This window comes from Serratia sp. ME47, from assembly GCF_903970925.1.
In the GTDB taxonomy this organism is placed as follows: domain Bacteria; phylum Pseudomonadota; class Gammaproteobacteria; order Enterobacterales; family Enterobacteriaceae; genus Serratia; species Serratia ureilytica.
Genome location: NZ_CAJCKE010000007.1, coordinates 75,561 through 100,045, shown reverse-complemented (window position 1 = coordinate 100,045; position 24,485 = coordinate 75,561). Strand labels below are relative to the sequence as shown.

General features: G+C 60.1%; 26 protein-coding genes and 1 riboswitch. Of the genes, 3 read left to right on the top strand and 23 right to left on the bottom strand.

Features of this window, described 5'->3' with window-relative positions; genetic code table 11:
- Positions 1-50 precede the first annotated feature (50 nt).
- The 3 genes from H7A77_RS10200 to crcB form a co-directional block, all read right to left on the bottom strand.
- Positions 51-1,241, bottom strand: coding sequence for a multidrug effflux MFS transporter (locus H7A77_RS10200; RefSeq protein WP_033642154.1), 1,191 nt, complete (start codon positions 1,239-1,241; stop codon positions 51-53).
- A 6-nt stretch (positions 1,242-1,247) separates the two neighbouring features.
- On the bottom strand, positions 1,248-1,844 hold the full coding sequence (locus H7A77_RS10195; protein WP_182074104.1) for a TetR/AcrR family transcriptional regulator: 597 nt from the start codon (positions 1,842-1,844) through the stop codon (positions 1,248-1,250).
- Between the two features lie 289 nt (positions 1,845-2,133).
- Positions 2,134-2,517, bottom strand: a complete 384-nt coding sequence (gene crcB / locus H7A77_RS10190; RefSeq protein WP_004940022.1) for a fluoride efflux transporter CrcB — start codon at positions 2,515-2,517, stop codon at positions 2,134-2,136.
- Between the two features lie 78 nt (positions 2,518-2,595).
- Positions 2,596-2,658, bottom strand: a riboswitch (Fluoride riboswitch).
- An 83-nt stretch (positions 2,659-2,741) separates the two neighbouring features.
- Here crcB and H7A77_RS10185 point away from each other — a divergent pair.
- Positions 2,742-3,170 carry a GNAT family N-acetyltransferase gene (locus tag H7A77_RS10185; RefSeq protein ID WP_033651145.1) on the top strand — a complete coding sequence of 143 codons (429 nt, stop codon included), beginning with the start codon at positions 2,742-2,744 and terminating at the stop codon, positions 3,168-3,170.
- Between the two features lies 1 nt (position 3,171).
- Here the strand turns inward: H7A77_RS10185 and H7A77_RS10180 are convergent, their stop codons facing one another.
- Positions 3,172-4,239, bottom strand: a complete 1,068-nt coding sequence (locus H7A77_RS10180) for a diguanylate cyclase (protein WP_182074103.1) — start codon at positions 4,237-4,239, stop codon at positions 3,172-3,174.
- 218 nt (positions 4,240-4,457) lie between these two features.
- On the opposite strand from H7A77_RS10180, the gene tatA reads away from it, so the two are divergent.
- Positions 4,458-4,673: a Sec-independent protein translocase subunit TatA gene (gene tatA / locus H7A77_RS10175; RefSeq protein WP_004940019.1), complete on the top strand. Its 216-nt coding sequence runs from the start codon at positions 4,458-4,460 to the stop codon at positions 4,671-4,673.
- A 93-nt stretch (positions 4,674-4,766) separates the two neighbouring features.
- Here tatA and lipA read toward each other — a convergent pair whose 3' ends face one another.
- From lipA to leuS, 13 genes are all read right to left on the bottom strand, one after another.
- Complete coding sequence (lipA, locus tag H7A77_RS10170) at positions 4,767-5,732, bottom strand: lipoyl synthase (RefSeq protein ID WP_004940018.1); 966 nt, start codon at positions 5,730-5,732, stop codon at positions 4,767-4,769.
- Complete coding sequence (gene lipB / locus H7A77_RS10165) at positions 5,725-6,393, bottom strand: lipoyl(octanoyl) transferase LipB (RefSeq protein ID WP_033651147.1); 669 nt, start codon at positions 6,391-6,393, stop codon at positions 5,725-5,727. The genes lipA and lipB overlap by 8 nt, the downstream gene beginning before the upstream one ends.
- A gap of 134 nt (positions 6,394-6,527) precedes the next feature.
- Positions 6,528-6,794, bottom strand: coding sequence for a DUF493 family protein YbeD (ybeD, locus tag H7A77_RS10160; protein ID WP_004940012.1), 267 nt, complete (start codon positions 6,792-6,794; stop codon positions 6,528-6,530).
- A 104-nt stretch (positions 6,795-6,898) separates the two neighbouring features.
- A complete protein-coding gene (gene dacA, locus H7A77_RS10155; RefSeq protein ID WP_004940010.1) occupies positions 6,899-8,110 on the bottom strand; it encodes a D-alanyl-D-alanine carboxypeptidase DacA in 1,212 nt (403 codons plus the stop codon).
- 180 nt (positions 8,111-8,290) lie between these two features.
- The gene (gene rlpA / locus H7A77_RS10150) at positions 8,291-9,364 is read right to left on the bottom strand and encodes an endolytic peptidoglycan transglycosylase RlpA (protein WP_164107194.1); all 1,074 of its coding nucleotides are present in this window, start codon (positions 9,362-9,364) and stop codon (positions 8,291-8,293) included.
- A gap of 10 nt (positions 9,365-9,374) precedes the next feature.
- The gene (mrdB, locus tag H7A77_RS10145; protein ID WP_004940006.1) at positions 9,375-10,487 is read right to left on the bottom strand and encodes a peptidoglycan glycosyltransferase MrdB; all 1,113 of its coding nucleotides are present in this window, start codon (positions 10,485-10,487) and stop codon (positions 9,375-9,377) included.
- A gap of 8 nt (positions 10,488-10,495) precedes the next feature.
- Positions 10,496-12,391, bottom strand: a complete 1,896-nt coding sequence (gene mrdA, locus H7A77_RS10140; protein ID WP_033642160.1) for a peptidoglycan DD-transpeptidase MrdA — start codon at positions 12,389-12,391, stop codon at positions 10,496-10,498.
- Between the two features lie 38 nt (positions 12,392-12,429).
- On the bottom strand, positions 12,430-12,900 hold the full coding sequence (gene rlmH / locus H7A77_RS10135; protein WP_004940002.1) for a 23S rRNA (pseudouridine(1915)-N(3))-methyltransferase RlmH: 471 nt from the start codon (positions 12,898-12,900) through the stop codon (positions 12,430-12,432).
- Positions 12,901-12,903: 3 nt separating this feature from the next.
- A complete protein-coding gene (rsfS, locus tag H7A77_RS10130) occupies positions 12,904-13,221 on the bottom strand; it encodes a ribosome silencing factor (protein ID WP_004940001.1) in 318 nt (105 codons plus the stop codon).
- A gap of 194 nt (positions 13,222-13,415) precedes the next feature.
- Positions 13,416-14,078, bottom strand: coding sequence for a nicotinate-nucleotide adenylyltransferase (nadD, locus tag H7A77_RS10125; RefSeq protein WP_015376938.1), 663 nt, complete (start codon positions 14,076-14,078; stop codon positions 13,416-13,418).
- Positions 14,068-15,102, bottom strand: a complete 1,035-nt coding sequence (gene holA / locus H7A77_RS10120) for a DNA polymerase III subunit delta (protein WP_182074102.1) — start codon at positions 15,100-15,102, stop codon at positions 14,068-14,070. The genes nadD and holA overlap by 11 nt, the downstream gene beginning before the upstream one ends.
- On the bottom strand, positions 15,099-15,659 hold the full coding sequence (gene lptE / locus H7A77_RS10115) for an LPS assembly lipoprotein LptE (protein WP_033633932.1): 561 nt from the start codon (positions 15,657-15,659) through the stop codon (positions 15,099-15,101). Before lptE ends, holA begins: the two co-directional genes overlap by 4 nt.
- Positions 15,660-15,673: 14 nt before the next feature.
- Positions 15,674-18,256 carry a leucine--tRNA ligase gene (gene leuS / locus H7A77_RS10110; protein ID WP_147838935.1) on the bottom strand — a complete coding sequence of 861 codons (2,583 nt, stop codon included), beginning with the start codon at positions 18,254-18,256 and terminating at the stop codon, positions 15,674-15,676.
- Positions 18,257-18,541: 285 nt separating this feature from the next.
- On the opposite strand from leuS, the gene H7A77_RS10105 reads away from it, so the two are divergent.
- A complete protein-coding gene (locus H7A77_RS10105; protein ID WP_025301844.1) occupies positions 18,542-19,024 on the top strand; it encodes a zinc ribbon-containing protein in 483 nt (160 codons plus the stop codon).
- Positions 19,025-19,064: 40 nt separating this feature from the next.
- Here the strand turns inward: H7A77_RS10105 and H7A77_RS10100 are convergent, their stop codons facing one another.
- From H7A77_RS10100 to H7A77_RS10075, 6 genes are all read right to left on the bottom strand, one after another.
- The gene (locus H7A77_RS10100; protein WP_182074101.1) at positions 19,065-19,775 is read right to left on the bottom strand and encodes an FMN-dependent NADH-azoreductase; all 711 of its coding nucleotides are present in this window, start codon (positions 19,773-19,775) and stop codon (positions 19,065-19,067) included.
- Positions 19,776-19,922: 147 nt separating this feature from the next.
- On the bottom strand, positions 19,923-20,855 hold the full coding sequence (rihA, locus tag H7A77_RS10095) for a pyrimidine-specific ribonucleoside hydrolase RihA (protein WP_033642165.1): 933 nt from the start codon (positions 20,853-20,855) through the stop codon (positions 19,923-19,925).
- A gap of 113 nt (positions 20,856-20,968) precedes the next feature.
- Positions 20,969-21,694: an amino acid ABC transporter ATP-binding protein gene (locus H7A77_RS10090; RefSeq protein WP_004939983.1), complete on the bottom strand. Its 726-nt coding sequence runs from the start codon at positions 21,692-21,694 to the stop codon at positions 20,969-20,971.
- On the bottom strand, positions 21,694-22,368 hold the full coding sequence (gltK, locus tag H7A77_RS10085) for a glutamate/aspartate ABC transporter permease GltK (RefSeq protein ID WP_015376945.1): 675 nt from the start codon (positions 22,366-22,368) through the stop codon (positions 21,694-21,696). Before gltK ends, H7A77_RS10090 begins: the two co-directional genes overlap by 1 nt.
- Positions 22,368-23,108, bottom strand: coding sequence for an amino acid ABC transporter permease (locus tag H7A77_RS10080; RefSeq protein WP_004939979.1), 741 nt, complete (start codon positions 23,106-23,108; stop codon positions 22,368-22,370). Before H7A77_RS10080 ends, gltK begins: the two co-directional genes overlap by 1 nt.
- A gap of 216 nt (positions 23,109-23,324) precedes the next feature.
- Positions 23,325-24,221: an amino acid ABC transporter substrate-binding protein gene (locus H7A77_RS10075; RefSeq protein WP_033642166.1), complete on the bottom strand. Its 897-nt coding sequence runs from the start codon at positions 24,219-24,221 to the stop codon at positions 23,325-23,327.
- Positions 24,222-24,485: the final 264 nt, after the last annotated feature.

Here is a 24,485-nt window from a genome sequence, read left to right as displayed (position 1 = left end):
AGCTGAATTTCTTAAAACCCGCTCATTGAGCGGGTTTTTTATTGGGCGCGTTATGCGTCGCTGCGGCGGGCCAACAGGCTGAACAGCAGGATGGCGATGGCGTAGCAGCCAACGATGGTCAGCGCCATTGACAGGCCCGAGGTGCCGCCCAGCCCGGTGAGCGGCACGGCGCAGGCGCCGAGCGCGAACATGCACACGCCGATCAAGGCCGACGCGCTGCCGGCTTTGTCCCCCTGGCTTTGCATCGCCAGCGACGAGGCGGTCGGGCCGACGATGCCGATCACCGCCACCGAGAAGAACAGCGGCACCAGCAACACGACCAGCGGTGCATGCAGCGCGGCGGCCAACAGCAGCAACAGCGATGCGACGGCCGCCAGCGTTAACCCGCCCCTCAACACCCGGCGTTCCCCCCAACGTGAACTGAGACGGCTGGCCAGCTGCGCCGCAATGATCAGCCCGACGCCGTTAATGGCGAAGCACAGGCTGAACATCTGCGGGCTGAGGCCGTAGATCTGCTGCAAGACGAAAGGCGAAGCGCCGATATAGGCGAACATGCCGGCCATTACGAAGCCCTGCGTCAGGCACAGGCCCATGAAATAGCGCTGGGTCAGCAACCCGCCGAGCGACATCAGCATCGCCAGAATGCCGCCCTGGCTGCGGCGCTCGACCGGCAGGGATTCGCGCAGCTTCAGCGCCGACAGGCTGAACAGCAGCACGGCGATGGCCGCCAGCACGCCGAAGATGCCGCGCCAGTTCATCACCTGCAGCATGACGCCGCCCAGCACCGGCGCGACGATCGGCGCCAGGCCGTTAACCAGCATCAGCAGGGCGAAGAAGCGGGTCAGCTCGTGGCCGGCGTACAGATCGCGGGCAATGGCGCGGGAAATCACCGCGCCGCCGGCGCCGGCGATGCCCTGGAGCAGGCGGGCGATCAGCAGTTGGTCGATGGTGGGCGCCAGCGCGCACCACAGCGAAGCGCCCAGCAGCAGGATCAGCGACAGCAGCAGCGGGCGCATACGGCCCAGTTTGTCGCTGTAAGGGCCAAAAATCAGCTGGCCGACGCCCAGGCCGAGCAGCCCGGCGGTCAGGCTGAGCTGCGCGGCGGCGGTGGAGGTATTCAGCTCGCCCGCCATTTCCGGCAGGGCGGGCAGATAGAGATCGGTGCACAGCGGCCCCAGCGCGGCCAACAGGCCAAGCACGACGGCGTACACCAGACGTTGTCTGGCTAAGTGTTTGGTCATGGGAGATTAAGATTTCCTGAACAGGTGAGAAATGGCCTGCTGATACAGATCGCGCAGCAGGGACGCATCGGCTTTTTGCGTGGTAAGGATACGGTAACCGGTGCCTTCGCTCATGACGGCGATAAACTCCACCCGGGCGGCGATCTCTTCCGCGCTGAAATCGGGATACAGCCGCTGCAGGTTGTGGCACACGTGGCGAAACAGCCGCGCTTCCGCATCGCTGAGCAGTTTGGCCACCACCGGGTTGCGCGTGGCCTCGGCGGTCACTTCCAGCATCAGCATGTGATCGGTTTCGCTCTCGCCCGGTTGCTGAAACAGCGTGCGCGCCGCCAGCGTGCCGGCGATCAGGTTGATGTGATCGCCAAGGTTTTCCAGGCGCTGCATCTTGCTGGTGATGATGCGGTTGACGATCTCTTCGATAATCGCGTCTTTATTGGCGAAATAGCGATAGATTTGCCCGACGCTGAGCTGCGAGCCCTGGGCAATCTCCGCCATGCTGGCGGCATGGAAGCCGTGGTGGCGGAAGCTGGTTTTCGCCGCTTCGACGATCTGATCGCGGCGCGCCTGCACTTTGGCCTGTTTACTGTCGTTGGGGGAGAGCATCTGCCCGATCCTTTGCTGCGCGTGAGCCGGGTTCACAATTTTGGGTGTGAACGTTCATTCTCAATTGTAGTGTAACGGATGGGGAGGACGCAAGATGAACGCGCGCTGCGGGGAAAGGGGGGTTAGGCGAACAGGTAGGCGTTGATAAAGGCGGCGACGATCAGCACGCACAGCGCAACGGCGATCGTTTCGGCGGTGGTTTTCGGCAGGCTAAACATAGCGATTTCTCATCCAGTCAGGAGTTCTGGATGAGATTATGCGCATGCAAGATTAAGGAAACATTAAGGGCTTAGCGCCCGTTGACCCACATCACCAGCATGAAGGCCAGCAGCGTCATCGCCAGCGAGCCGGCCAGGTTGAGCAGCATGTTGGCCAATGCCCAGCCGAAGCGGCCGTCCTGCATCAGATACACCACCTCCAGCGAAAAGGTGGAGAAGGTGGTCAGGCCGCCGCAGAAGCCGGTGGTGATCAGCAGTTTCCAGGTGGGATCCAGGTGTGTCATGCGGGTGAAGATCGCCATCGCCAGACCGATGATAAAACCGCCGATCAGATTGACCATCAGCGTCCCGAGCGGAATGTGGGCGTTCAGCGGATTCATTTTCATGCTTACCGCCCAGCGCAAAACGCTGCCGACGCCGCCGCCGATAAAGACGGCCAGTAAAGAACTCAACATGGGGCAACTCCCTTTCAAACAGAGAAATTCACGGGCTCGGAAAGGGACAGGCGTAACGCTACGCGCCTCTCTCCGAGAGGTTACGTAGACATCATCAGCCTGTGAAGGCGGTTAGGGAGGAATGTCATCTCCAGCGTGCCGCACGGCCTTTTTCACCGTACCCGATGGATGTTACACCTAACGCCGTCTATTTTGTAGTATCGACCCCCTGCGAGGTAAAACCGATGGAAATCAGAGCGGCGCGTCTGGGCGACCGGCACGCTATCGCCGAATTGATGACGGCGTTGGGCTATCCCGGCACCGAGGCGTTTCTGACGCAGCGCATGCAGCAACTGTTGGCGCACCCGGACGAGGCGCTGCTGGTGGCGGCGGACGGGGCGCAAGTGCTGGGCGTGTTGTCGCTGCATTTCCTGCCGCAGCTGGCGTTGGCCGGCGACATTGGCCGCATCAGCTATTTTTGCGTCGACGATCGGGCGCGCGGCGCGGGCGTGGGGCGGCGGTTGTTGGCGGAGGGAGAGGCGTTGGCGCACCGTCGCGGTTGCGATCGGTTGGAGGTTCATTGCCACAGTCGCCGCGAGCGGGCCCATGCGTTTTACCTGCGCGAAGGCTTTGTTGAAGCGCCGAAGTATTTTGCCAAGTTATTAAGTCAGTAAGTTACTCCCCTGGCGGCACTGCCGTTTCCAGCCGGTTGCGGCCGTTTTGCTTCGCCCGATAGAGCGCGCTGTCGGCCGCTTTCAGCCAGTCCAGATAGCCGCCCAACGCGGGGTGGTAGTTGGCGATGCCGGCGCTGATCTGCAGCCGCAGCTGCGGCGCCTCCTTGAAGCTGACCGCATCCAGCCGCTGCTGGATGCGTCGCAGGACGATTTCCGCCTGCTCGGCGTTGGTGTTCGGCAGCACCGCGCCAAACTCGTCGCCGCCGTAGCGCCCGACGATATCCACGTTACGCAAGCCGATCAGCAGCTCTTCCGCCAGCGCCGCCAGGGCCTCATCCCCCAAAGCATGGCCGAAGGTGTCGTTGATGGTTTTGAAGCGGTCGATATCCATCAGGATCAGCGTGGCGTTATCCTGGTAGCGACGGCAGCTGTCGAACTGGCGATGCAGCAGATGCTCCCAGTGGCGACGGTTGTATAAGCCGGTCAGCCCATCGCGGGTGCTGATGCGCTGCAGCTCCTGTTTCTTTTCCGCCAGCCGCTTGGCGGTGCGGTAAGTCACCAGCCCGAGCAGCGTCGGGTAAAGGTAGATCATCGGCAGGCACAGATAGACCTGCAACGGCGTGCTGTACGGGTGAAACGGGAAGCCGAGCAGCGCGGCGGTGAATGCCGCCGTGGCCAGTTGCATGGCCAATCCTTTTACAAACAGCGTTTTGCCGGCTGAAGCGATGTTATTCATGCTCATCATCGACAGGATGACGATGGCGGGCAGCGCGTTGAACGCCATCATCGCCGCCCAGAAGCCGCCGAAAGCGGAGTCGATCAGCAGGTTGCGAATTTCGGCTTTGAACGGATCTTGGGCGCGGCAGGCCAGGCGGTACGCGAGATGCGGCCAGAGAAACCCGTGAAAGGCCAGCAATAGCCAGACCGCCGCGGGCGGAGCCAGGGGATAGAGCGCGGCGCAGACGCAGATAAAGCCGAGCCCCAGACCGACGGCGCGGGGCAGGTAGGTGCGTTTGGCGAAGCTGAGGCCGGATTTTCGGGCATCGAAAATGGGTGGGGCAATATACATCCGGCATCTCCCTGATGAGTATCATGGCAGCGTATCATGCGGGTGATAAACTAAGAATAGTCTGGGATTCACGTCCAGAGGCCCTGTGGCATTCCTGCGACCGATCTCACTCTGTTACATGTTGCGGTTGTGCGAGCCAAAGGAAAGTCGCTAAATATTCGCAGGCAAGGTCAGTTTTTCTCGCTGTTCACGCAGCGCTCTATGATAAGAAGGTGAGTATGGAAGGTATCAGCATTACCAAACTTCTGGTGATTGCGGTGTTGGTGATTTTACTGTTCGGCACCAGCAAACTGCGTACGCTCGGCGCCGATCTTGGCGCGGCGCTGAAAGGCTTTAAAAAAGCCGTGGGCGATGACAGCACGCCGCCGGCTGCTGGCAACAACGCCGCCGAAAGCCAGTCCGCTCAGCAGAGCGTCGAAAAGAAAGACGTTTAACCCCGTCTGACTGCGCGCAATAAAAAACGGATGCCTTGCGGACATCCGTTTTTTGGCGTTTCCGCCGTCTATAGCGTAACAAACTATTACGCGTTATTTCACTTCCATCCCTTTGGCCTGCAGATCGGCGTGGTAAGACGAACGCACGAACGGGCCGCAGGCGGCGTGGGTGAAGCCCATCGCCATCGCTTCTTCTTTCATCTCGTCAAACTCGGCAGGGCTGACGTAGCGCTGCACCGGCAGGTGGTGACGGCTCGGCTGCAGGTACTGACCCAGCGTCAGCATGGTCACGCCGTGGCGACGCAGATCGCGCATCACTTCAATGATTTCCGCGTTGGTTTCGCCCAGGCCGACCATCAGGCCGGATTTGGTCGGGATATCCGGGTGCGCTTCTTTAAAGCGCTCCAGCAGCTTCAGCGACCATTCGTAGTTGGCGCCCGGACGCACCTGGCGGTAGACGCGCGGCACGTTTTCCAGGTTGTGGTTGAATACGTCCGGCGGCGTGGCGGTGAGGATCTCCAGCGCGCGGTCCATACGGCCGCGGAAGTCCGGCACCAGCGTTTCAATTTTGATGTTCGGGCTTTTGGCGCGGATGGCGGAGATGCAGTCGGCAAAGTGCTGAGCGCCGCCGTCGCGCAGATCGTCACGGTCAACCGAGGTGATCACCACGTAACGCAGCGCCATGTCGGCGATGGTTTGCGCCAGCTTTTCCGGCTCGTTGGCGTCCGGCGCGATCGGGCGGCCGTGGGCCACGTCGCAGAACGGGCAGCGGCGGGTGCAGATGGCGCCGAGGATCATAAAGGTGGCGGTACCGTGGTTGAAACACTCGGACAGGTTAGGGCACGAGGCTTCCTCACAGACGGAGTGCAGGCCGTTCTTGCGCATCGCGGCTTTGATGCCCTGAATGCGCGTTGAGTCGGCAGGCAGTTTGATCTTCATCCACTCGGGTTTACGCAACAGCTCCTGCCGTTCGGTGACCACCGTTTTGACCGGGATCAGCGCCATTTTGTCAGCATCGCGGTATTTGACGCCGCGTTCCATCTGAATTGGTTTACTCATAATCGTGCAGGTTCCAGTTACGAAGCTCGACCGTCTGGTAGCCGAGTAAATGAACAAATTCCTGTACCAGGATTGGGTGTATGTCTTCAATGCCAACGCCGGGCGCCAGCGCGCTGACCTGCGTCATCTGCATACCGGCGTAACCGCAAGGGTTGATGCGTTGGAAGGGGCTGAGATCCATCGCCACATTCAGGGCCAGGCCGTGGAATGAGCTGCCTTTGCGGATCCGCAAACCCAACGAACAGATTTTCTGCTCCCCCACGTACACGCCGGGCGCATCCGGACGGGCGCGCGATGTGAGGCGGAAGTGGGCGAGGGTGTTGATAACCGTATCTTCTATCGCCGTGACCAATTGACGTACGCCGACCTTGTTGCGTTTCAGATCGACCATCACGTACATCACCTGCTGACCCGGCCCGTGGTAGGTCACCTGGCCGCCGCGATCGCTCTGGACAACCGGGATGTCGCCGGGCATCAGCACGTGTTCGGCTTTGCCGGCCTGACCCTGGGTGAACACCGGGTGATGCTGCACCAGCCACAGCTCGTCCGGCGTGGTCTCGGTACGACTGTCGGTGAAGTTATGCATGGCTTGGGATACAGGCGCGTAGGGCTGCAACCCCAGCTGACGCAAAATGATCTTGTCTGGTTGCAAAAGAGTCATCGTCAGGTTACAGAAGTGGTAAAGCCATTATACCGGGCGCTCCGGCCTGCGACCAGCCTTTCGCTGACCAAAAATGCGCAACCCGGGAAGACGCTGCGCCATCCCGGGTTGATAAGCAGGGGTTTATGCTGGAATTACAGCACCATGCGAACAATTTCAATGTTGCCCAACTCTTCGTAAAGGGTTTCGACCTGCTCGATGTGAGTGGCATTGATGGTGATGGAGACGGAGTGGTAGTTGCCTTTGCTGCTTGGCTTGACCTGCGGGTTGTAATCGCCCGGCGCATGGCGCTGCACCACTTCAACCACCTGGTCAACCAGCTCAGGCTGCGCCAGGCCCATTACCTTGTAGGTAAACGAGCAAGGGAATTCGAGCAGTTCGTTCAGTTTAGTTTTTTGCATGTGCGTGCGCTCCAGAGTGCTAGCTAATCTATAAAGTATAACTCCCGCCGGGGCGGGAGTTAGTGTTATTCACTATATGGGGACGATTTCGCCCGTTTCAACCGTTAACCGAACCAGTGGTGGAACATCAGTTTGATGTAGTCCACGATGCGGCTGAAGAAGCCGCCTTCTTTCACTTCGTTCATGACCACCAGCGGACGCTGGTCGATGGTTTTGCCGTCCAGCTGGAAGTTGATGCTGCCCACCACCTGGTTTTTCGCCAGCGGCGCGTGAATTTCCGGCGTGTTCAGCACGTAGCTGGCCTTCAGATCTTTCATGCGGCCGCGCGGAATGGTCAGGTAGACGTCTTTGTCCACGCCCAGCTCAACGCGGTCGGCATCGCCGAACCAGACCGGCTCGGAGGCGAACTCTTTACCGACTTTCAGCGGCGCCACGGTTTCGAAGAAGCGGAAGCCCCAGGTCAGCAGTTTCTTGCTTTCGGCTTCACGGCCTTTGTAGGTGCGGCCGCCCATCACGGCGGAGATCAGGCGCATTTGGCCTTCGGTCGCCGAAGCCACCAGGTTGTAGCCCGCCGCGTCGGTATGGCCGGTTTTGATGCCGTCGACGTTCAGGCTGTTATCCCACAGCAGACCGTTGCGGTTCATCTGGCGGATATTGTTGAAGGTGAACTCTTTTTCTTTGTAGATCGCGTATTCTTCCGGCACGTCGCGGATCAGCGCCTGGCCGATCAGCGCCATGTCGCGCGCCGAGCTGTATTGGCCCTGCGCATCCAGGCCGTGCACCGTCTGGAAGTGGGTATTCTGCAGGCCCAGCTTGCTGACGTAGGTGTTCATCAGGTTGACGAAGGCGTCCTGGCTGCCGGCGACGTAGTCGGCCATCGCCACGCAGGCGTCGTTACCGGACTGCAGGTTGATGCCGCGGGTCAGTTTGGAGACCGGCACGCGATCGCCCGGCTTCAGGAACATCAGCGAGGAGCCTTTGAACACCGGGTTGCCGGTCGCCCAGGCGTCCTGGCCGACGGTCACCAGATCGTCCTGGCCGATTTTGCCCGCTTTCAGCGCCTGGCCGATGACGTAGCTGGTCATCATTTTGGTCAGGCTGGCCGGATCGCGACGCGCATCGGCGTTCATCTCGGCCAGCACCTTGCCGGAGTTGTAATCAATCAGGATGTACGCTTCCGCATCGATCTGCGGGACACCTGGGATCATGGTTTTGATGTTAACGTCATCGGCGTGCGCAACGGAGGCTGCGCTCATTGCGATAACGGTGCCGAGGGCGATGCTTTTGATTAAGCGAAAAGAAGTTACTTGTTTCATGATCGGGACTACAACATCCGTGAAAGTAAAGTTAAAAAACGAGCCACACTATAGCAGATGCGATCCCGGCAGGCATTACCCATTCATCTGACTAATTGCGGTTAGTGCCCTTTTAGCTGCAAGAAAATGTTTCAGCTAAATAACCGCTTATCGGCCGTGAATGCCCGCCGGGCTTAACGCTCAGGGTGCAGCAGTAACGAAAGACTGTTGTTGCGCTTCGCTCGCCAGGCGTTGCTGCAGCTGGGCCGCCTGTTGACGGCTGCTGAACGGGCCAAGCTGGACGCGGTAAACGTTGCCGTTGGCCGCCACTTTGCCCGGCACGCCAAACTGTTGGCTCAGGCTCTGTTGCCAGCTCTGGGCGCGTTCGGCGCTGCTCAGCGCGCCGACCTGCACCACGTAGCCGCCGGAAGAGGCGGCAGCAGCCGCAGCGCCGGCCGCGACCGGTGCGGCCACCGCGGCGGCTTCAGGTTCGGAACCTTCCAGCACCCCGGCCGGCACCGCGCTCGGCGCGCCGAGGAAACCGCTGCGGCCGTTGGCGGCATTGCCGCCGGCAGCTGGGGCGCTGTTGTCGTCGGTGCGCAGGGTGCTGTTATCGATCGGGCGCACCGCCGCGCCGCTGGCGATCGGCGCCTCCTGTTGAATAGGGGTGCCCATGCCGCTGGAGCCGAGATCCGGGCGCGCCGGCAGGGCGTAGCTCTGTTTCGCCACGATGGTGCCGATGGTGCCGGGGCCGCTCAGCGTGCCGTCCGGCGCCACGTTGATGAAATCTACCTTGACCTTGGTGTTGTTGGACAGGTTGAGGCGGTCGGCGGCGGCTTTCGACAGATCGATGATGCGGCCCTTGGTGTATGGCCCGCGATCGTTGACGCGCACCACCAGCTGACGGCCGTTGGCCAGGTTAGTGACGCGCACATAGCTTGGGATTGGCAGGGTCGGATGCGCCGCCGTCAGGCCGTTGGGGTCAAACTGCTCGCCCAGCGCCGTGGTGTTGCCGTTGGCCTCTTCGCCATACCAGGCCGCCAGGCCGGTCTGCGAGAAGTTCTGCGGATCTTTTACGATGCGGTAAGTATCGCCATTAACCTTATAATCCTGCATGTTATTAGGGTTATAGGGTTCATATTGAGGCTCGACACCGCCGATTTCCACCACCGGGCCGTTGTACGGCTGCGGAGGGGCTTGCTGTTCCGTGGTCGGGGCGGTACAGGCGGAGAGCAACACCGCCGCGACGCCGATCCAAAGCCATTCCTTACGCATTACTCACCTCTTATAAACTTTTAGACAGCATTTTCCGATGCGTGTGGATCGACATGATGATGCCGAAACCGGCCATCAACACTATCAGCGCCGAACCCCCGTAACTGACCAGAGGCAAAGGTACGCCAACTACCGGCAAAATGCCACTGACCATACCGATGTTAACAAAGACATAAACGAACAAAATCAGCATCAAGCCGCCGACCATGACGCGGCCAAAGGTGGTTTGCGCCTTGGCGGCGATCATCAGCCCGCGGATGATCACCAGCAGGTAAAGCGCCAGCAGCACCAGTACCCCGATCAGCCCCAGCTCTTCGGCCAGGACGGCGAAGATAAAGTCGGTATGGCGCTCCGGCAGAAACTCCAGCTGCGACTGGGTGCCGTGCAGCCAGCCCTTGCCGGACAGGCCGCCGGAGCCGATGGCGATCTTGGATTGAATGATGTGATAACCGGCGCCGAGCGGGTCGCTCTCCGGATCGAGCAGCATCATGACGCGGTCGCGCTGATAGCCGTGCATCAGGAAGAACCACAGCACCGGGATGAAGGCCGCCAGCGCGACGGCGGCGACGGCGATCAGCTTCCAGCTCATGCCGGACAGGAACAGTACGAACAGGCCGGAAGCGGCGATCAGGATAGAGGTGCCCAGATCCGGCTGCGCGGCCACCAGCAGCGTCGGCAGGAAGATCAGCACCAGCGCGATGGCGGTGTTTTTCAGCGAAGGCGGGCAGACGTCGCGGTTCATAAAGCGCGCCACCATCAGCGGCACGGCGATCTTGGCGATTTCCGACGGCTGGAAGCGCACTACGCCGAGATCCAACCAGCGCTGTGCGCCTTTACTGATCTGGCCGAAGGCGTCCACCAGGATCAGTAAAATCACGCAGAAGATATACAGATAGGGCGCCCAGCTTTCGTACACGCGCGGCGGGATCTGCGCCATGACGGCCATCACGATCAGCCCCATGACGATCTGCCCGATCTTGCGCTCCATCATGCCGATATCCTGGCCGCTGGCGCTCCACATCACGAAGGCGCTGTAGACCAACAGGGCCAGGATCAGCAGCAGGAACGTCGGGTCGATGTGGATTTTGGTCCAGATCGAGCCTTTTTGTTGGCTTTCAGTCATGTTCTACCTTAGTCACCTTCTACGCCAGGCGGCAGCGGGGCCTCGCTTGGCAATTGCGTATTGTTGTCGCCCAGCAGAATGTGGTCGAGGATCTGGCGGGTGATGGTCCCCACCGCCGGACCGGAGCCGCCGTTTTCCAGAATGATGGCGACCGACACCGTCGGGTTGTTGAACGGTGCGAAGGCGGTCATCAGTTTGTGATCGCGCAGGTGCTCCGCCAGTTTGTGGGCGTTGTAGGTTTCATAGCCGAATACCTGTGCGGTACCCGATTTCGCCGCGGCTTTATAAGGTGCGTCCGCAAAGTATTTGCGCGCCGTCCCGTTCGGACGGTTGGCCACACCGTACATGCCGTCTTTGGCAATTTCCCAGAAGCCGGAGTGAATATCGCCGATCTGCGTGTTTTCTTCCTGTTTGAACGGCACCAGCGCGCCGTTGATGCGTGTGCTCTGCAGCAGGTGCGGCGTTTTGACGGTGCCGTCGTTGATCAGGGTGTTCAGCGCCTTGGCCATCTGGATCGGCGTCGCGGTCCAGTAACCCTGGCCGATGCCTACCGGAATGGTGTCGCCCTGATACCACGGTTTTTTATAGCGTTTCTGCTTCCATTCGCGCGTCGGCATCAGGCCGGAGCGCTCTTCGGACAGATCGATGCCGGTGTACTGGCCGTAACCGAATTTGGTCAGCCAGGTCGACAGCCGATCGATCCCCATGTCATAAGCGACCTGGTAGAAATAGGTATCTGCGGACTCTTCCAGCGCCTTGGTGACGTTCAGGCGGCCGTGGCCCCATTTCTTCCAGTCGCGAAAGCGTTTTTCCGAGCCGGGCAATTGCCACCAGCCGGGATCGAACACCACGGTGTTTTTGGTGATCACCCCGGCGCTCAGCGCCGACACCGCGATATAAGGCTTCACCGTCGAGGCGGGCGGGTAGACCCCCTGGGTGGCGCGGTTGATCAGCGGGCGATTCGGATCGTTCAGCAACCCCTGATAGTCCTTGCTGGAAATGCCGTCGACGAACAGGTTCGGATCGTAGCTCGGGTTGGAGACCATCGCCAGGATGGCGCCGGTGCGCGGATCGCTCACCACCACCGCGGCGCGGCTGCCGACCAACAGCTGTTCGATATAGCGCTGCAGGTTAAGATCGAGCGTCAGGTAGACGTCCTGACCGGCGGAAGGCGGCTGTTCGTGCAATTGGCGGATCACCCGGCCGCGGTTGTTGACCTCGACCTCTTCATAGCCGGTTTTGCCGTGCAGCGTGTCTTCGTAATAGCGTTCGATGCCCAGCTTGCCGATATCGTGGGTGGCGGCGTAGTTGGCCAGTTTACCGTCTTTGTCCAGCCGCTCGACGTCGCGGTCGTTGATCTTCGACACGTAGCCGGTGACGTGGGTGAGGGCGGAGCCGTAGGGGTAGTAGCGGCGCTGGTAGCCTTTCACTTCCACGCCCGGGAAGCGGAACTGATTGACCGCAAAACGGGCGACTTGCACCTCGGTCAGCGCGGTTTTCACCGGAATGGAGACGAAACGGCGCGAGCGCTTGCGCTCTTTTTCGAAATTGGTGATGTCGTCATCGGTCAAGTCGACCACCGGGCGCAGCGCCTGCAGCGTGGCTTTGAGATCGTCGACCTTTTCCGGCATCAGTTCCAGCTGATAAATGGTGCGGTTGAGCGCCAGCGGAGTGCCGTTGCGATCGTAGATAATGCCGCGGCTGGGCGCGATGGGCACCAGCTTGATGCGGTTTTCGTTGGAGCGGGTGCGGTAATCCTCGACGCGGACCACTTGCAGATTATACAGGTTGGCGATCAGGATGCCGGACAGCACCAGGATGACCAAGAACGCCACCAGGGCGCGGCGTACAAACAGGGCGGATTCAGCCGTATAGTCGCGAAAAGGGTTACGTTCTATTTTCATCCCGCTGCTTTATTTCACTCTGTCACGGTCACCACCGGCTATTCCCGGTGGTAAGGATGATTTGTAGTAATACTCCAGGCGCGGTAGAGGCTTTCGGCCACCAGGACGCGCACCAAAGGATGCGGCAGTGTCAACGGAGAAAGCGACCAACTCTGCTCGGCAGCGGCTTTGCAGGCGGGCGCCAGCCCTTCCGGGCCGCCGATCAGCAAGCTGACGTTGCGGCCATCCTGCTTCCAGCGCTCAAGCTGCTGCGCCAGCTGCGGCGTTTCCCACGGCGTGCCTGGGATATCCAGCGTAACGATGCGGTTGCCTTTGCCCACCGCCGCCAGCATTTGTTCGCCTTCCTTGTCCAGAATGCGTTTGATGTCGGCGTTTTTGCCGCGTTTGCCGGCCGGGATCTCGGTCAGCTCAAACGGCATATCTTTGGGAAAGCGGTGCAGGTAATCCATAAAGCCGGTTTGCACCCAGTCTGGCATTTTGGTGCCGACCGCCACCAATTGCAGTTTCACCGCTTAGCTCCAGAGTTTTTCCAGCTCGTACAGGCGACGGCTTTCTTCCTGCATCACGTGCACGATCACTTCGCCCAGATCGACCACGATCCAGTCGGAGGCTTCCTGGCCTTTCATGCCAAACAGCTCCATGCCCGCGGCGCGGGATTCCTGCACCACGTGGCTGGCGATCGACATCACGTGGCGAGTCGACGTGCCGGTGCAGATGATCATGCAATCGGTGATGCTGGATTTGCCCTGTACGTCCAGAGCGACAATGTCTTGGCCTTTAAGATCATCGATTTTATCGATGACGAAATCTTGGAGCGCTTTACCTTGCAAAGGTTCCCCCTCGGGTGTGTTCTGTTCAGTCGGCTGCGGCGGGCAAAATGCGCGCGCCGCGGCGTAACCGGATAAAGGTTTCGGCAGGCTGCCGCTGAAAGCCAGCTAACTGGTGACTGCCCGGCCAGCTAAGGTTTCCGGGGTTTTCAGCGGATACCTGAAAAATAGCGGCGCAGTATATCACGCACCTTTCGCTAGCGATATAAACCCTGCAACTCGATATAGCGCTGCACCGGGCGCGGCAGCAGATCGTCGCAGTTGAGGCCCTGATGGCGGCGCTGGCGGATCTCGGTGGCGGAAATTTCCAGCTCCGGCGTATCGGCCAGATAGATATGGCCATGCGGGCGGCGGCTGAGCAGCGCCGGGTCGGCGGTGCGATGACGTTCCAGCCACTGCTGCAGTTCCGGCGTGTCCATGCGATCGTTATAGCCCGGGCGCGCCAACACCAGCAGATGGCAGACGTCCAACAGCGCCTGCCAGCGATGCCATTTATGCAGCGTCAGCAGCGAGTCCTGGCCAATAATAAACGCCAGCGGCTGGGCGGCGCCACGCTCTTTACGAATCGTTTCCAACGTCTCGATGGTGTAGGAGGGGGTGGTGCGATGCAGTTCGCGATCGTCGACCGCGAACAGCGGATTGCCGGCGATCGCCAGCTCGACCATCTTCAAGCGCTGCTGTGCGTTGGCCTCGGGCTGCGGGCGGTGCGGCGGCACGTGGTTAGGCAGCAGCGTAACGCGATTCAGGCCCACTTCTGCGGCCAGCGCCTCCACCGGCCGCAGATGGCCGTAGTGGATCGGATCAAAGGTGCCGCCAAACAGCGCGTGCAATACGGTGGGGTGTTCCGGATTAGTGGGCATCGGTAAAACTCGTGGCCAGGGGTTTGCCGCACAGCAGCATCGACAGGTTTTCCAGTTCCGGCCAGACCGACTGGCCATAGTCCTGCTTGAGGGTCAGCTCGATTTGCGTCAGCAGCTGTACCGCTTGCTGCAGCTGGGCGCCGGACAGGCGTTGCAGCGCCTGGGTCACCAGCGGGCGGCGGTTCTGCCAGACCTTGTGCTGATCGAACAGCGTGCGCAGTGGCGCGGACGCCATGCGGCGCTGCAGCGTCAGCAACAGCAGCAGTTCGCGCTGCAGGGTGCGCAACAGGATCACCGGCTCGACGTCCTCTTGCTGCAGCTGCTGCAAAATATGCCAGGCGCGCTTGCTCTTACCAGCCAGCAAGGCGTCCAACCAGTGGAACGGCGTGAAGTGGGCGGCGTCGTTCACCGCCTGCTCGACGCGCGGCAGGGTGAGCTTGCCGTCCGGGTGCAGCAGCGACAGCCGCTCCAGCGCCTGCGACAGCGCCAGCAGGTTGCCTTCGTAGCAATAGCACAGCAGCTGATTGGCGGCGTCGTCCAACTCCAGCTTCATCGCCTTGGCGCGCGCGGCGACCCAGCGCGGCAGCTGTGCCTGCTCAGGCGTCTGGCAACTGACGAGGGCGCCGTGCGGGCTGAGCGCCTTGAACCAGGCGCTGTTTTCCTGCGCTTTGGTGAGGCGCGGGCCGCGCAGGATCAACAGGATGTCGTCGTGCAGCAGGGTGGCGAGCTTGGTCAGCTGTTCACCGATCGGCGCCGTCGGGCCGTTTTCCGGGAAAATCAGCAGCAGCGTCTGGCGGCTGGCGAACAGGCTCATCGCCTGGCAGATGCCGAAGATGGCGTCCCAGTCGGTATGGGCGTCGAGGGAAATGCTGTAGTGCTCGCTAAACTGCTGCTGTTGCGCGGCCTGCCGGAGCAGATCCTGGCTTTCCTGCAGCAGCAGCGGTTCATTGCCGCTCAATAAATAACAAGCGCGCAGCCCCTCTCGGAGCTGCGCGGCAAGTTGTTCCGGATAAATGCGGATCATTGTGCGGTTTGGCTTGCCGCTCGTTCGCCGACGGCAGCGGCTTTCTGCCGGTTTTCTTCTTCCGCCGCGTGCACGGTCAGCAGTTTGCGCACCAGCTGCTGCGCCGCCTGCTCACGCATTTCCTGGCGAATGATCTCCTGCTCGGAGTCTTTGGCCAGCGCGGTCAGCGGGTTGTCGAAGAACGAACGGAACACTTTCACCGACAGCGGATACAGGTCGTGCCCCGGGATCAGCACCTGGGCCTGCACGGTCAGCACCAGCTGATACTCGGCGGTTTTACCGTCCTGGAAGATCGAGGCGGTATCCTGGCTTTCCGTCGCGCCGACGATGCGCAGAGAAGGCACGTCTTTACGCTTCGGATCGCTGACGATGGTCACGGCGTTCAAACGCAGTTGCTCACGCACCGCGCGCGTCAATGGCCCGTAAGGATCCGAACTGTCCAGGATCAGCGTTTTCATTTCATTAGGCACCTGCGTGGTGCCACGCAGGTGAAAACCGCAGCCGGCGGTGACCAGCACCGCCAACCCCAGCAACAGCGTCAGAATACGTTGTCGCACAACTCCTCCTTGTGTTAACCCACAACCAGGTTAAGCAGTTTGCCCGGAACATAGATCACTTTGCGAATCGTGACGCCGTCCAGATATTTAGCCACCAGATGCTCTTCGGCAGCGCGCGCGCGCACTTGCTCTTCGGTCGCATCGGCAGATACGGTGATTTTAGCGCGAACCTTGCCGTTCACCTGCACCACCACCAGCTTGGAGTCTTCGACCATCGCCTGCTCGTCGGCAACCGGCCATGGCGCGGTGTCCACGTCGCCTTCGCCGCTCAGCGCCTGCCACAGGGCGAAGCACACGTGCGGGGTGAACGGATACAGCATGCGAACGACGGCCAGCAGCGCTTCCTGCAGCAGCGCGCGATCCTGCTCGCTCTCCTGCGGCGCGCGGGCCAGTTTGTTCATCAGCTCCATCACGGCGGCGATCGCGGTGTTGAAGGTCTGGCGGCGGCCGATATCGTCGGTCACTTTGGCGATGGTTTTGTGCAGATCGCGGCGCAGCGCTTTCTGCTCTTCGTTCAGCGACGCCACGTCCAGCGGCTGCACCGCGCCTTTTTCCACGTGATCGTAGGCCAGTTTCCATACGCGTTTCAGGAAGCGGTTAGCCCCTTCCACGCCGGATTCCTGCCACTCCAGCGTCATTTCTGCCGGTGAAGCGAACATCATGAACAGACGCACGGTGTCCGCGCCGTATTTTTCCACCATCTCCTGCGGGTCGATGCCGTTGTTCTTCGACTTCGACATTTTGCTCATGCCAGCATAGACCAGTTCACGGCCTTGCGGATCGGTGGCCTTGATGATGCGGCCTTTGTCATCGCGCTCGACGGTGGCGTCAACCGGGGATACCCAGACGCGCTCGCCGCTGTTGCCGGTGTAGTAGAAGGCGTCGGCCAGCACCATGCCCTGACACAGCAGGCGCTTGGCCGGCTCATCGGAATCCACCAGGCCCGCATCGCGCATCAGCTTGTGGAAGAAGCGGAAGTACATCAGGTGCATGATGGCGTGCTCGATGCCGCCGATATATTGATCGACCGGCAGCCAGTAGTTAGCGGCGGCCGGATCCAGCATGCCCTGGTCATACTGCGGGCAGGTGTAGCGCGCGTAGTACCAGGAGGACTCCATAAAGGTGTCGAAGGTGTCGGTTTCGCGCAGCGCCGGCTGGCCGTTGACGGTGGTCTTCGCCCACTCAGGGTCGGCCTTGATCGGGCTGGTGATGCCGTCCATGACCACGTCTTCCGGCAGGATCACCGGCAGTTGGTCTTCCGGCGTCGGCATCACGGTGCCGTCTTCCAGGGTCACCATCGGGATTGGCGCGCCCCAGTAACGCTGACGGGAAACGCCCCAGTCGCGCAGACGGTAGTTGACCTTGCGCTGGCCGACGCCTTTGGCGACCAGTTTGTCGGCGATGGCGTTAAAGCCCGCTTCGTTGTCCAGACCGTCAAACTCGCCGGAGTTGAACAGCGCGCCTTTGTCAGTCATCGCTTCGGCGCTCACGTCAGGCTGGCTGCCGTCGAGGTTCAGGATCACCGGTTTGATCGGCAAATCATATTTGGTGGCGAATTCCCAGTCGCGCTGGTCGTGCGCTGGCACCGCCATCACGGCGCCGGTGCCGTATTCCATCAGCACGAAGTTGGCGACCCACACCGGCAGCTTCTCGCCGCTCAGCGGGTGGACAACGAACAGGCCGGTCGGCATGCCTTTCTTCTCCATCGTCGCCATTTCGGCTTCGGCCACTTTGGTGTTGCGGCATTCGTCGATGAAGTCGGTCAGCGCCGGGTTGTTGCGCGCGCCCTGTTGCGCCAGCGGGTGGCCCGCGGCGACCGCCACGTAGGTGGCGCCCATGAAGGTGTCGGGACGGGTGGTGTAAACCGTCAGCTTCTCTTCGCTGCCAGCCACGTCGAAGGTGATTTCCACGCCTTCGGAGCGGCCAATCCAGTTGCGCTGCATGGTTTTCACCTGTTCCGGCCAGCTTTCCAGCGTGTCCAGATCGTTCAGCAGCTGATCGGCGTAGGCGGTGATTTTGATGAACCACTGCGGGATCTCTTTACGCTCGACCTTGGTGTCGCAGCGCCAGCAGCAGCCGTCGATAACCTGTTCGTTGGCCAGCACGGTCAGATCGTGCGGACACCAGTTCACCGCCGAGGTCTTCTTGTAGACCAGGCCTTTTTCATACAGCTTGGTGAAGAACCACTGTTCCCAGCGGTAGTATTCCGGCTGGCAGGTGGCGATTTCGCGATCCCAGTCGTAGCCGAAGCCCAGCAGTTTCAGCTGGTTCTTCATGTATTCGATGTTGTCGTAGGTCCACGGGGCCGGCGCGGTGTTGTTTTTCACCGCCGCGCCTTCCGCGGGCAGGCCGAACGCATCCCAGCCGATCGGCTGCAGTACGTTTTTGCCCAGCATGCGCTGATAGCGTGAGATCACGTCGCCGATAGTGTAGTTACGAACGTGGCCCATGTGCAGTCGGCCGGACGGGTAAGGCAGCATGGATAGGCAGTAGTACTTTTCCTTGCTGTCGTCTTCGGTAACTTTGAAAGTCTGCTTCTCTTGCCAGTGAAGCTGTACGTTCGATTCTATGTCTTCTGGACGGTATTGCTCTTGCATGGCGGCCGGTGGTCCTGTAGGTGTAAACCGTTGCCCCGGTCAGAGGCAACGCAATGAACATTTAGTATTCGTAGATCCGCATAGCATAGCTGATAAGACCTCCCGGCAACAACTCCAAGCGCCTGACTCGGCGCATTTAAAAAAAACGCCGCCATGACGCGGCTCACAACCTGCGGATCCCGCGTCTTGCCAAGTGACATCAGTCATTTACGGCTAAAATAAGAACAAGTAGCTTAAGGGTATCCCCATGGCCAAGTTCGGCGCAGCGTTTATCGAGGAGAGTCTATGAACAAGGTTGCTCAGTATTACCGCGAATTGGTGGCATCGCTGACCGAACGTCTGAAAAACGGCGAACGCGATATCGACGAACTGGTGGCCAGCGCGGAGCGGCGGTTGAACGAGGCCGAAGATCTGACGCGCGACGAGGTGCGGCAGGTGACGCAGGCGGTGCGGCGCGATCTGGAAGAGTTCGCCCGCAGCTATCAGGAAAGCCGGGACGAGTTTACCGACAGCGTGTTTATGCGGGTGATTAAGGAGAGCCTGTGGCAGGAACTGGCGGATATCACCGATAAAACCCAGTTGGAGTGGCGCGAGGTGTTCAAGGATGTCAGCCACCACGGTGTGTATCACAGCGGTGAAGTGGTGGGGCTGGGCAATCTGGTCTGCGAGCAATGTCACTACCACCTGGCGTTTTACACGCCGGAAGTGCTGCCGCTCTGCCCGAAATGCGGTCACGACCAGTTCCAGCGTCGGCCATTTGAACCCTGATGACGTCCCCCGCCGCGGCGGGGAACGCTGACGTTTACCGTTAACGGAACAGTTTCTTCAGCAGGTTGCTCAGGAAACCGCCGCTGACGGCTTCTTGGGCGACGTTTGCCGGCGCTGGCGCCGGTGCGCTGGCCGGGACGGCGACGCCGGCCGGGATTTTCTGCGCGACCGCGATGCGGCTGTCCTGGGCGGCTTTCTCCGCCGCTTCCGGGCCGTAGGCGAAGCCTTCCGCCAGCACGAATTCAACGTCGGTGATGCCGATAAAGCCCAGGAACAGCTTCACGTACGGGGTGATCAGATCCGTCGGCGTGTCGGCGTGGATGCCGCCGCGGCTGGAGATGACGATCGCTTTCTTGCCCGTCACCAGCCCTTCGGCGCCGGCGGAGGTGTAGCGGAACGTCTGACCGGCGCGGGCGATCAGATCGAAGTAGATCTTCAGCTGCGTCGGGATGTTGAAGTTGTACATCGGGGCGCTGATGATCAGCGTGTCGTGCGACTTCAGCTCGGCAATCAGCTCATCGGACAGCGCCAGGGTGCTTTGCTGATGCGGCGTCAACGGCTTGTCGCCGGCGGTAAAGCCGGCTATCACTTCGCCATCCAGCTCCGGCAGCGTTGGGTTGGCCAAGTCGCGCACGGTGAAGGTGTCTTCTGGGTGAGCTTCACGCCATTGTTCAACAAAAAAATCGACTAATTTTCCAGACTGGGAATATTCACCCAGAATACTTGATTTCAGGACCAGTACGCGGCTCATTGGCTTATCTCCAGGCGAAGTGTAATCGGTAACGATGTCAATCGGTGTAAACGCATGGTAGAGGCAAGCCATCAACAGTGATAGCGCAAAAATTCGCTGAGTTAAATCAAAAAAGTTGAATGAGGGCGCGAGCGCGCCCCGAGAGGATTAATAACGCGCGACGCGCTCGGCCAGCAGATCGATAAAGCCTGCGCGATCGATGCCGGTCAGCACTTCCACGTTGGCCGCGTTGCCGGTTTGCTGGAAATAGTCCACCACCGTCATGCCGACGGTGTATTCCCCTTTGGTTTCCACACCGACCCAGCGTTCAACGCCGGTAAACAGCTGCGGCGCCAGCAGCCAGGCGATGGTGCAGGGATCGTGCATCGCCGCGCCAGGCAGGCCGCGCGGGTGGCTGAGATACAGCGGCAGGTAAAAATCGAGCATCTCCGCCACCGCCTGCGCGACCGGATTGGCTATCTGACGAATGCGCTCGATATCCTGCGGCAGCACCAGCGCCTGATGGGTGACGTTCAGCCCAGCCATGGTCAGCGGCACGCCGGATTTCAACACCATCTCGGCGGCTTCGGGATCGACGAAGATATTGAACTCCGCGACCGGCGTGGTATTGCCGGCATTCATGCCGCCGCCCATAAACACGATGCGCTCGATACGGCTTTTCAGCTCGGCGTGCTGGGCCAACAGCAGGGCGATGTTGGTCATCGGGCCGGTCACCACCAGGGTGATTGGCTGCGGGCTGGCGCGCAGCAGGTCGGCGATCAGCTCGACGGCGCCGCGGGGATCGGGTTTGAGGGCCGGCGTCGGCAGGTGGGTGTTGCCCATGCCGGTTTTGCCGTGGACATAGTCGGCGATCACCAGCTCGCGCATCAGCGGGCGAGCGGCGCCGGCGGCGACAGGGATGTCCTCGCGCTGCATCAGGGTCAACAGACCCAGCGCGTTATGCAGGGTTTTCTCCGGCGTCTGGTTGCCGGCGGAGGTGGTGATGGCTTTGACGTCCAGCTCCGGCGAGCGCAGCGCCATAGCCAGCGCGATGGCGTCGTCGAGGCCGGGATCGCAATCGATGATAATAGGGCGGGGCATGTTCTTTCTCCTCTGTTTGTTATCCGGCGAGCATCGGATCAAAAACGAGGAGATACAAGCGCTTTTCGTGCCGGGAGAATCGATGCGCCCCTGGCGGGGCGCATAGCGAGAACTTAGTGCAGGATCTTGGCGAGGAAGTCCTTGGCGCGATCGGACTCGGGGTTGTTGAAGAAATCGTCTTTGTTGCGGTCTTCGACGATTTTGCCTTCGTCCATAAAGATCACGCGGTTCGCCACCTTGCGGGCGAAGCCCATTTCGTGGGTCACCACCATCATGGTCATGCCTTCGTTCGCCAGCTCGACCATCACGTCCAGCACTTCGTTGATCATTTCCGGATCGAGCGCCGAGGTCGGTTCGTCGAACAGCATGGCGATCGGATCCATGCACAGCGCGCGGGCGATGGCGACGCGCTGTTGCTGGCCGCCGGAGAGCTGACCGGGGAACTTGTTGGCATGGGCGGACAGGCCGACGCGTTCCAGCAGCTTCAGGCCCTTCTCGCGTGAGGCGGTCTTGTCGCGCTTGAGCACTTTTACCTGCGCCAGCGTCAGGTTGTCGATAATGGACAGGTGCGGGAACAGTTCAAAGTGTTGGAACACCATGCCGACCTTGGCGCGCAGCTGCGCCAGGTTGGTTTTCTTGTCGTTGACGGGCGTGCCGTTCACCAGGATGCTTCCCTGCTGGATCGGCTCCAGGCCGTTGACGGTTTTGATCAGGGTGGACTTGCCGGAGCCTGAAGGACCGCAGACGACGACCACTTCGCCTTTTTTCACTTCGGTGGTGCAATCGGTCAACACTTGAAAGTGACCGTACCACTTGGAAACATTTTTCAGGGATATCATCAAACAGTCCTTTTCTTCAAATAGCTTACCAGCGCCGAGGCGGCGAGGCTGATAACAAAATAGACAAAGCCGGCGAACAGGATCATTTCAACCTGGGTGCCGTCGCGTTCGCCGATGGTCGATGCGGTGCGGAAGAAGTCGGCCAGGCTCAGTACGTAAACCAGCGAGGTATCCTGGAACAGGACGATGCCCTGGGTCAGCAGCAGTGGCACCATGGCGCGGAACGCCTGCGGCAGGATCACCAGCCGCATGGATTGCCAATGCGTCATGCCCAGCGCCAACGCGGCGGAGGATTGGCCGCGCGAGATGCTGATGATACCGGCGCGGATGATTTCCGAGTAATAGGCCGCTTCAAACAGGGAAAAGGCTACCATAGCCGAGATCAGGCGAATATCGGTTTTCGGCGACAGGCCTAGAACCTGTTGTAATAAGCTTGGAACCACCAGATAGAACCACAGCAGCACCATCACCAGCGGCACCGAGCGGAACAGGTTGACATACAGGGTGGCGAACCAGCTGATGGGCTTGAACGGCGACAGACGCATCACCGCCAGCACGGTGCCCCACAGAATGCCGACCACGATGGCGGTCACGGTGATCTTCAGCGTGATCGCCATGCCCTGCAGTAGATAAGGGAAGCTTGGGACGATCGACGCCCAGTCAAATTCGTACATTATTTACTCCCCAGGTTGCCAGGCAACTGCACTTTCTTTTCGACCAGACGCATAAACAGCATGATCACGGCGTTGATGCCGATATAAGCCAGCGTAATGGCGGTAAAGGATTCATAGGCGTGTGCGGAGTAATCCAACAGCTTGCCGGCCTGTGCGGCCATGTCCACCAGGCCGATGGTGGAGGCGATGGCGGAGTTTTTGACCAGGTTGAGCATCTCCGAGGTCATCGGCGGCACGATAACCCGGTAGGCGTTCGGCAACAGCACGTAGCGGTAGGTTTGCGGCAGCGTCAGGCCCATCGCCAACCCGGCGGCTTTCTGGCCGCGCGGCAGGGATTGAATGGCGGCGCGCACTTGCTCGCAAACGCGGGCGGCGGTAAACAGCCCCAGACAGAGCATGGAAGAGACGAAGAACTGCACGTTGGGATCCAGCTCGGTCTTGAACCAGGTGCCGATATTGGCCGGCAGCAGCTCGGGGATCACCAGATACCAGGTAAAGAATTGCACGATCAGCGGCACGTTGCGGAACAGTTCGACGTAACAGGTGCCGAGAGTGGAAAGAAAGCGGTTGGGCACGGTACGCAAGATACCGAACAGCGAACCGACGAAGAAAGCGATAATCCATGCACAGACGGAGAGGGCCACCGTGACCTGAAAGCCGGACCAGATCCAGCCGAGGTAAGTGGTGTTCCCAAACGGGGCCTGCTGCAGGAAGATACCCCAGTTCCAATCTATTGACATAACAAACTCCGATAAACGGGCGCAGGGCGCCGAAAAGTGATGACTTGATAGGCGCCGATCGCCGCGCGGCCAGTCGGGCTGGCTTGTTGTGTGCGGAGATCGGTGACGCGCCTTGGGGAAAATGAGGGAGGGGAACGGCCCCCCTCATTCCTGTCTGTCCCAGTCATCAACTGGGCCGGTTTGGCTTGGCGGCCGCCCCGGCTTTATTCTATTGAGTTAGTTCAACGCTTTGTCGTTAGGCGCTTTGAACAGTTGCTTCATGTCGTCCGACAGCTCGAAGTTCATGTTGAGGTTTTTCGGTGGGATAGGCTGCTTGAACCATTTATCAAACCACTTGGCCGCTTCACCGGAGGTTTGCGCCTGGGCGATAGTGTCATCGACCAGTTTCTTGAACTCAGGATCGTCTTTACGCAGCATGCAACCGTAGGCTTCTTTCGACTGCGGCGTGCCGATGATTTCCCATTGATCCGGCTTCTTGGCTTTGGCGCGCTCGCCCGCCAGCAGGGCGTCATCCATCATGAAGGCCACCGCGCGGCCGCTTTCCAGGGTGCGGAAGGAGTCGCCGTGGTCTTTGGCGCTGATGATGCGCATGTTCATTTTGTCGCTGTCGTTCAGTTTGTTCAGCAACACTTCGGACGTGGTGCCGGAGGTGACCACCACCGGTTTGCCGGCCAGGTCTTTAAAGTCTTTGATGTCGGAGCCTTTCTTCACCAGCAGGCGGGTGCCGACCACAAAGATGGTGTCGGAGAAGGCGGCCTGTTTCTGGCGCTCTACGTTATTGGTGGTAGAACCGCATTCGAAGTCATAGGTGCCGTTTTGCAGCAGCGGGATGCGGTTCTGCGAGGTAATCGGCAGCATTTTCACCTGCAGATTCGGTGCATTCAGCTTTTTCTTAACGGCTTCAACGATTTGGTTGGAGTAGTCCTGAGAGTAGCCCACAACTTTTTGCTGGTTGTCGTAGTAGGAAAAGGGCACAGACGATTCGCGGTGGCCGACAACGATAACGCCGTTGTCTTTGATTTTCTTCAGCGTACCGGTCAGGTCTTCCGCGTGCGCCACGCTACCTGCCATACCGAGCAGCAGTAACGATAACGCCAATTTACGCATTTGCATGGTCCAACTCCTTTGCTGTTGTGGTGGCTCTGACTAAAGAGCGTCAGGTTTAAATCGACTATTTATTGCTCAGGTTATAAAGATAGTCTTAGAACGGATAGCCGTTAAAAAATAACCGATTGTGAATATCTTGAAACTAAAATGTTTCATTTTTTGAGACGCCGCGCGCACCAAATCAATGCAACCAAACCCCGACGCACCTGTATGGTGCGTTCGGCGCCTCCAAAATGTGCACGGGTGCGACAAAACGTCAGCGAAAGTTAA

Excerpts from the sequence above, each read along its gene's own strand:
- H7A77_RS10105 (WP_025301844.1), top strand. The coding sequence starts at position 18,542 with ATGAACAAGGTTGCTCAGTATTACCGCGAATTGGTGGCATCGCTGACC.
- H7A77_RS10195 (WP_182074104.1), bottom strand. The coding sequence starts at position 1,844 with ATGCTCTCCCCCAACGACAGTAAACAGGCCAAAGTGCAGGCGCGCCGC.
- H7A77_RS10080 (WP_004939979.1), bottom strand. The coding sequence starts at position 23,108 with ATGTCAATAGATTGGAACTGGGGTATCTTCCTGCAGCAGGCCCCGTTT.
- mrdA (WP_033642160.1), bottom strand. The coding sequence starts at position 12,391 with ATGAAAATAGAACGTAACCCTTTTCGCGACTATACGGCTGAATCCGCC.
- H7A77_RS10100 (WP_182074101.1), bottom strand. The coding sequence starts at position 19,775 with ATGAGCCGCGTACTGGTCCTGAAATCAAGTATTCTGGGTGAATATTCC.
- leuS (WP_147838935.1), bottom strand. The coding sequence starts at position 18,256 with ATGCAAGAGCAATACCGTCCAGAAGACATAGAATCGAACGTACAGCTT.
- ybeD (WP_004940012.1), bottom strand. The coding sequence starts at position 6,794 with ATGCAAAAAACTAAACTGAACGAACTGCTCGAATTCCCTTGCTCGTTT.
- H7A77_RS10200 (WP_033642154.1), bottom strand. The coding sequence starts at position 1,241 with ATGACCAAACACTTAGCCAGACAACGTCTGGTGTACGCCGTCGTGCTT.
- gltK (WP_015376945.1), bottom strand. The coding sequence starts at position 22,368 with ATGTACGAATTTGACTGGGCGTCGATCGTCCCAAGCTTCCCTTATCTA.
- dacA (WP_004940010.1), bottom strand. The coding sequence starts at position 8,110 with ATGAAACAAGTAACTTCTTTTCGCTTAATCAAAAGCATCGCCCTCGGC.
- lipB (WP_033651147.1), bottom strand. The coding sequence starts at position 6,393 with ATGACTCTTTTGCAACCAGACAAGATCATTTTGCGTCAGCTGGGGTTG.
- rlpA (WP_164107194.1), bottom strand. The coding sequence starts at position 9,364 with ATGCGTAAGGAATGGCTTTGGATCGGCGTCGCGGCGGTGTTGCTCTCC.
- H7A77_RS10185 (WP_033651145.1), top strand. The coding sequence starts at position 2,742 with ATGGAAATCAGAGCGGCGCGTCTGGGCGACCGGCACGCTATCGCCGAA.
- H7A77_RS10075 (WP_033642166.1), bottom strand. The coding sequence starts at position 24,221 with ATGCAAATGCGTAAATTGGCGTTATCGTTACTGCTGCTCGGTATGGCA.
- tatA (WP_004940019.1), top strand. The coding sequence starts at position 4,458 with ATGGAAGGTATCAGCATTACCAAACTTCTGGTGATTGCGGTGTTGGTG.
- H7A77_RS10090 (WP_004939983.1), bottom strand. The coding sequence starts at position 21,694 with ATGATATCCCTGAAAAATGTTTCCAAGTGGTACGGTCACTTTCAAGTG.
- mrdB (WP_004940006.1), bottom strand. The coding sequence starts at position 10,487 with ATGACTGAAAGCCAACAAAAAGGCTCGATCTGGACCAAAATCCACATC.
- rihA (WP_033642165.1), bottom strand. The coding sequence starts at position 20,855 with ATGCCCCGCCCTATTATCATCGATTGCGATCCCGGCCTCGACGACGCC.
- nadD (WP_015376938.1), bottom strand. The coding sequence starts at position 14,078 with ATGCCCACTAATCCGGAACACCCCACCGTATTGCACGCGCTGTTTGGC.
- crcB (WP_004940022.1), bottom strand. The coding sequence starts at position 2,517 with ATGTTGAGTTCTTTACTGGCCGTCTTTATCGGCGGCGGCGTCGGCAGC.
- holA (WP_182074102.1), bottom strand. The coding sequence starts at position 15,102 with ATGATCCGCATTTATCCGGAACAACTTGCCGCGCAGCTCCGAGAGGGG.
- H7A77_RS10180 (WP_182074103.1), bottom strand. The coding sequence starts at position 4,239 with ATGTATATTGCCCCACCCATTTTCGATGCCCGAAAATCCGGCCTCAGC.
- lipA (WP_004940018.1), bottom strand. The coding sequence starts at position 5,732 with ATGAGTAAACCAATTCAGATGGAACGCGGCGTCAAATACCGCGATGCT.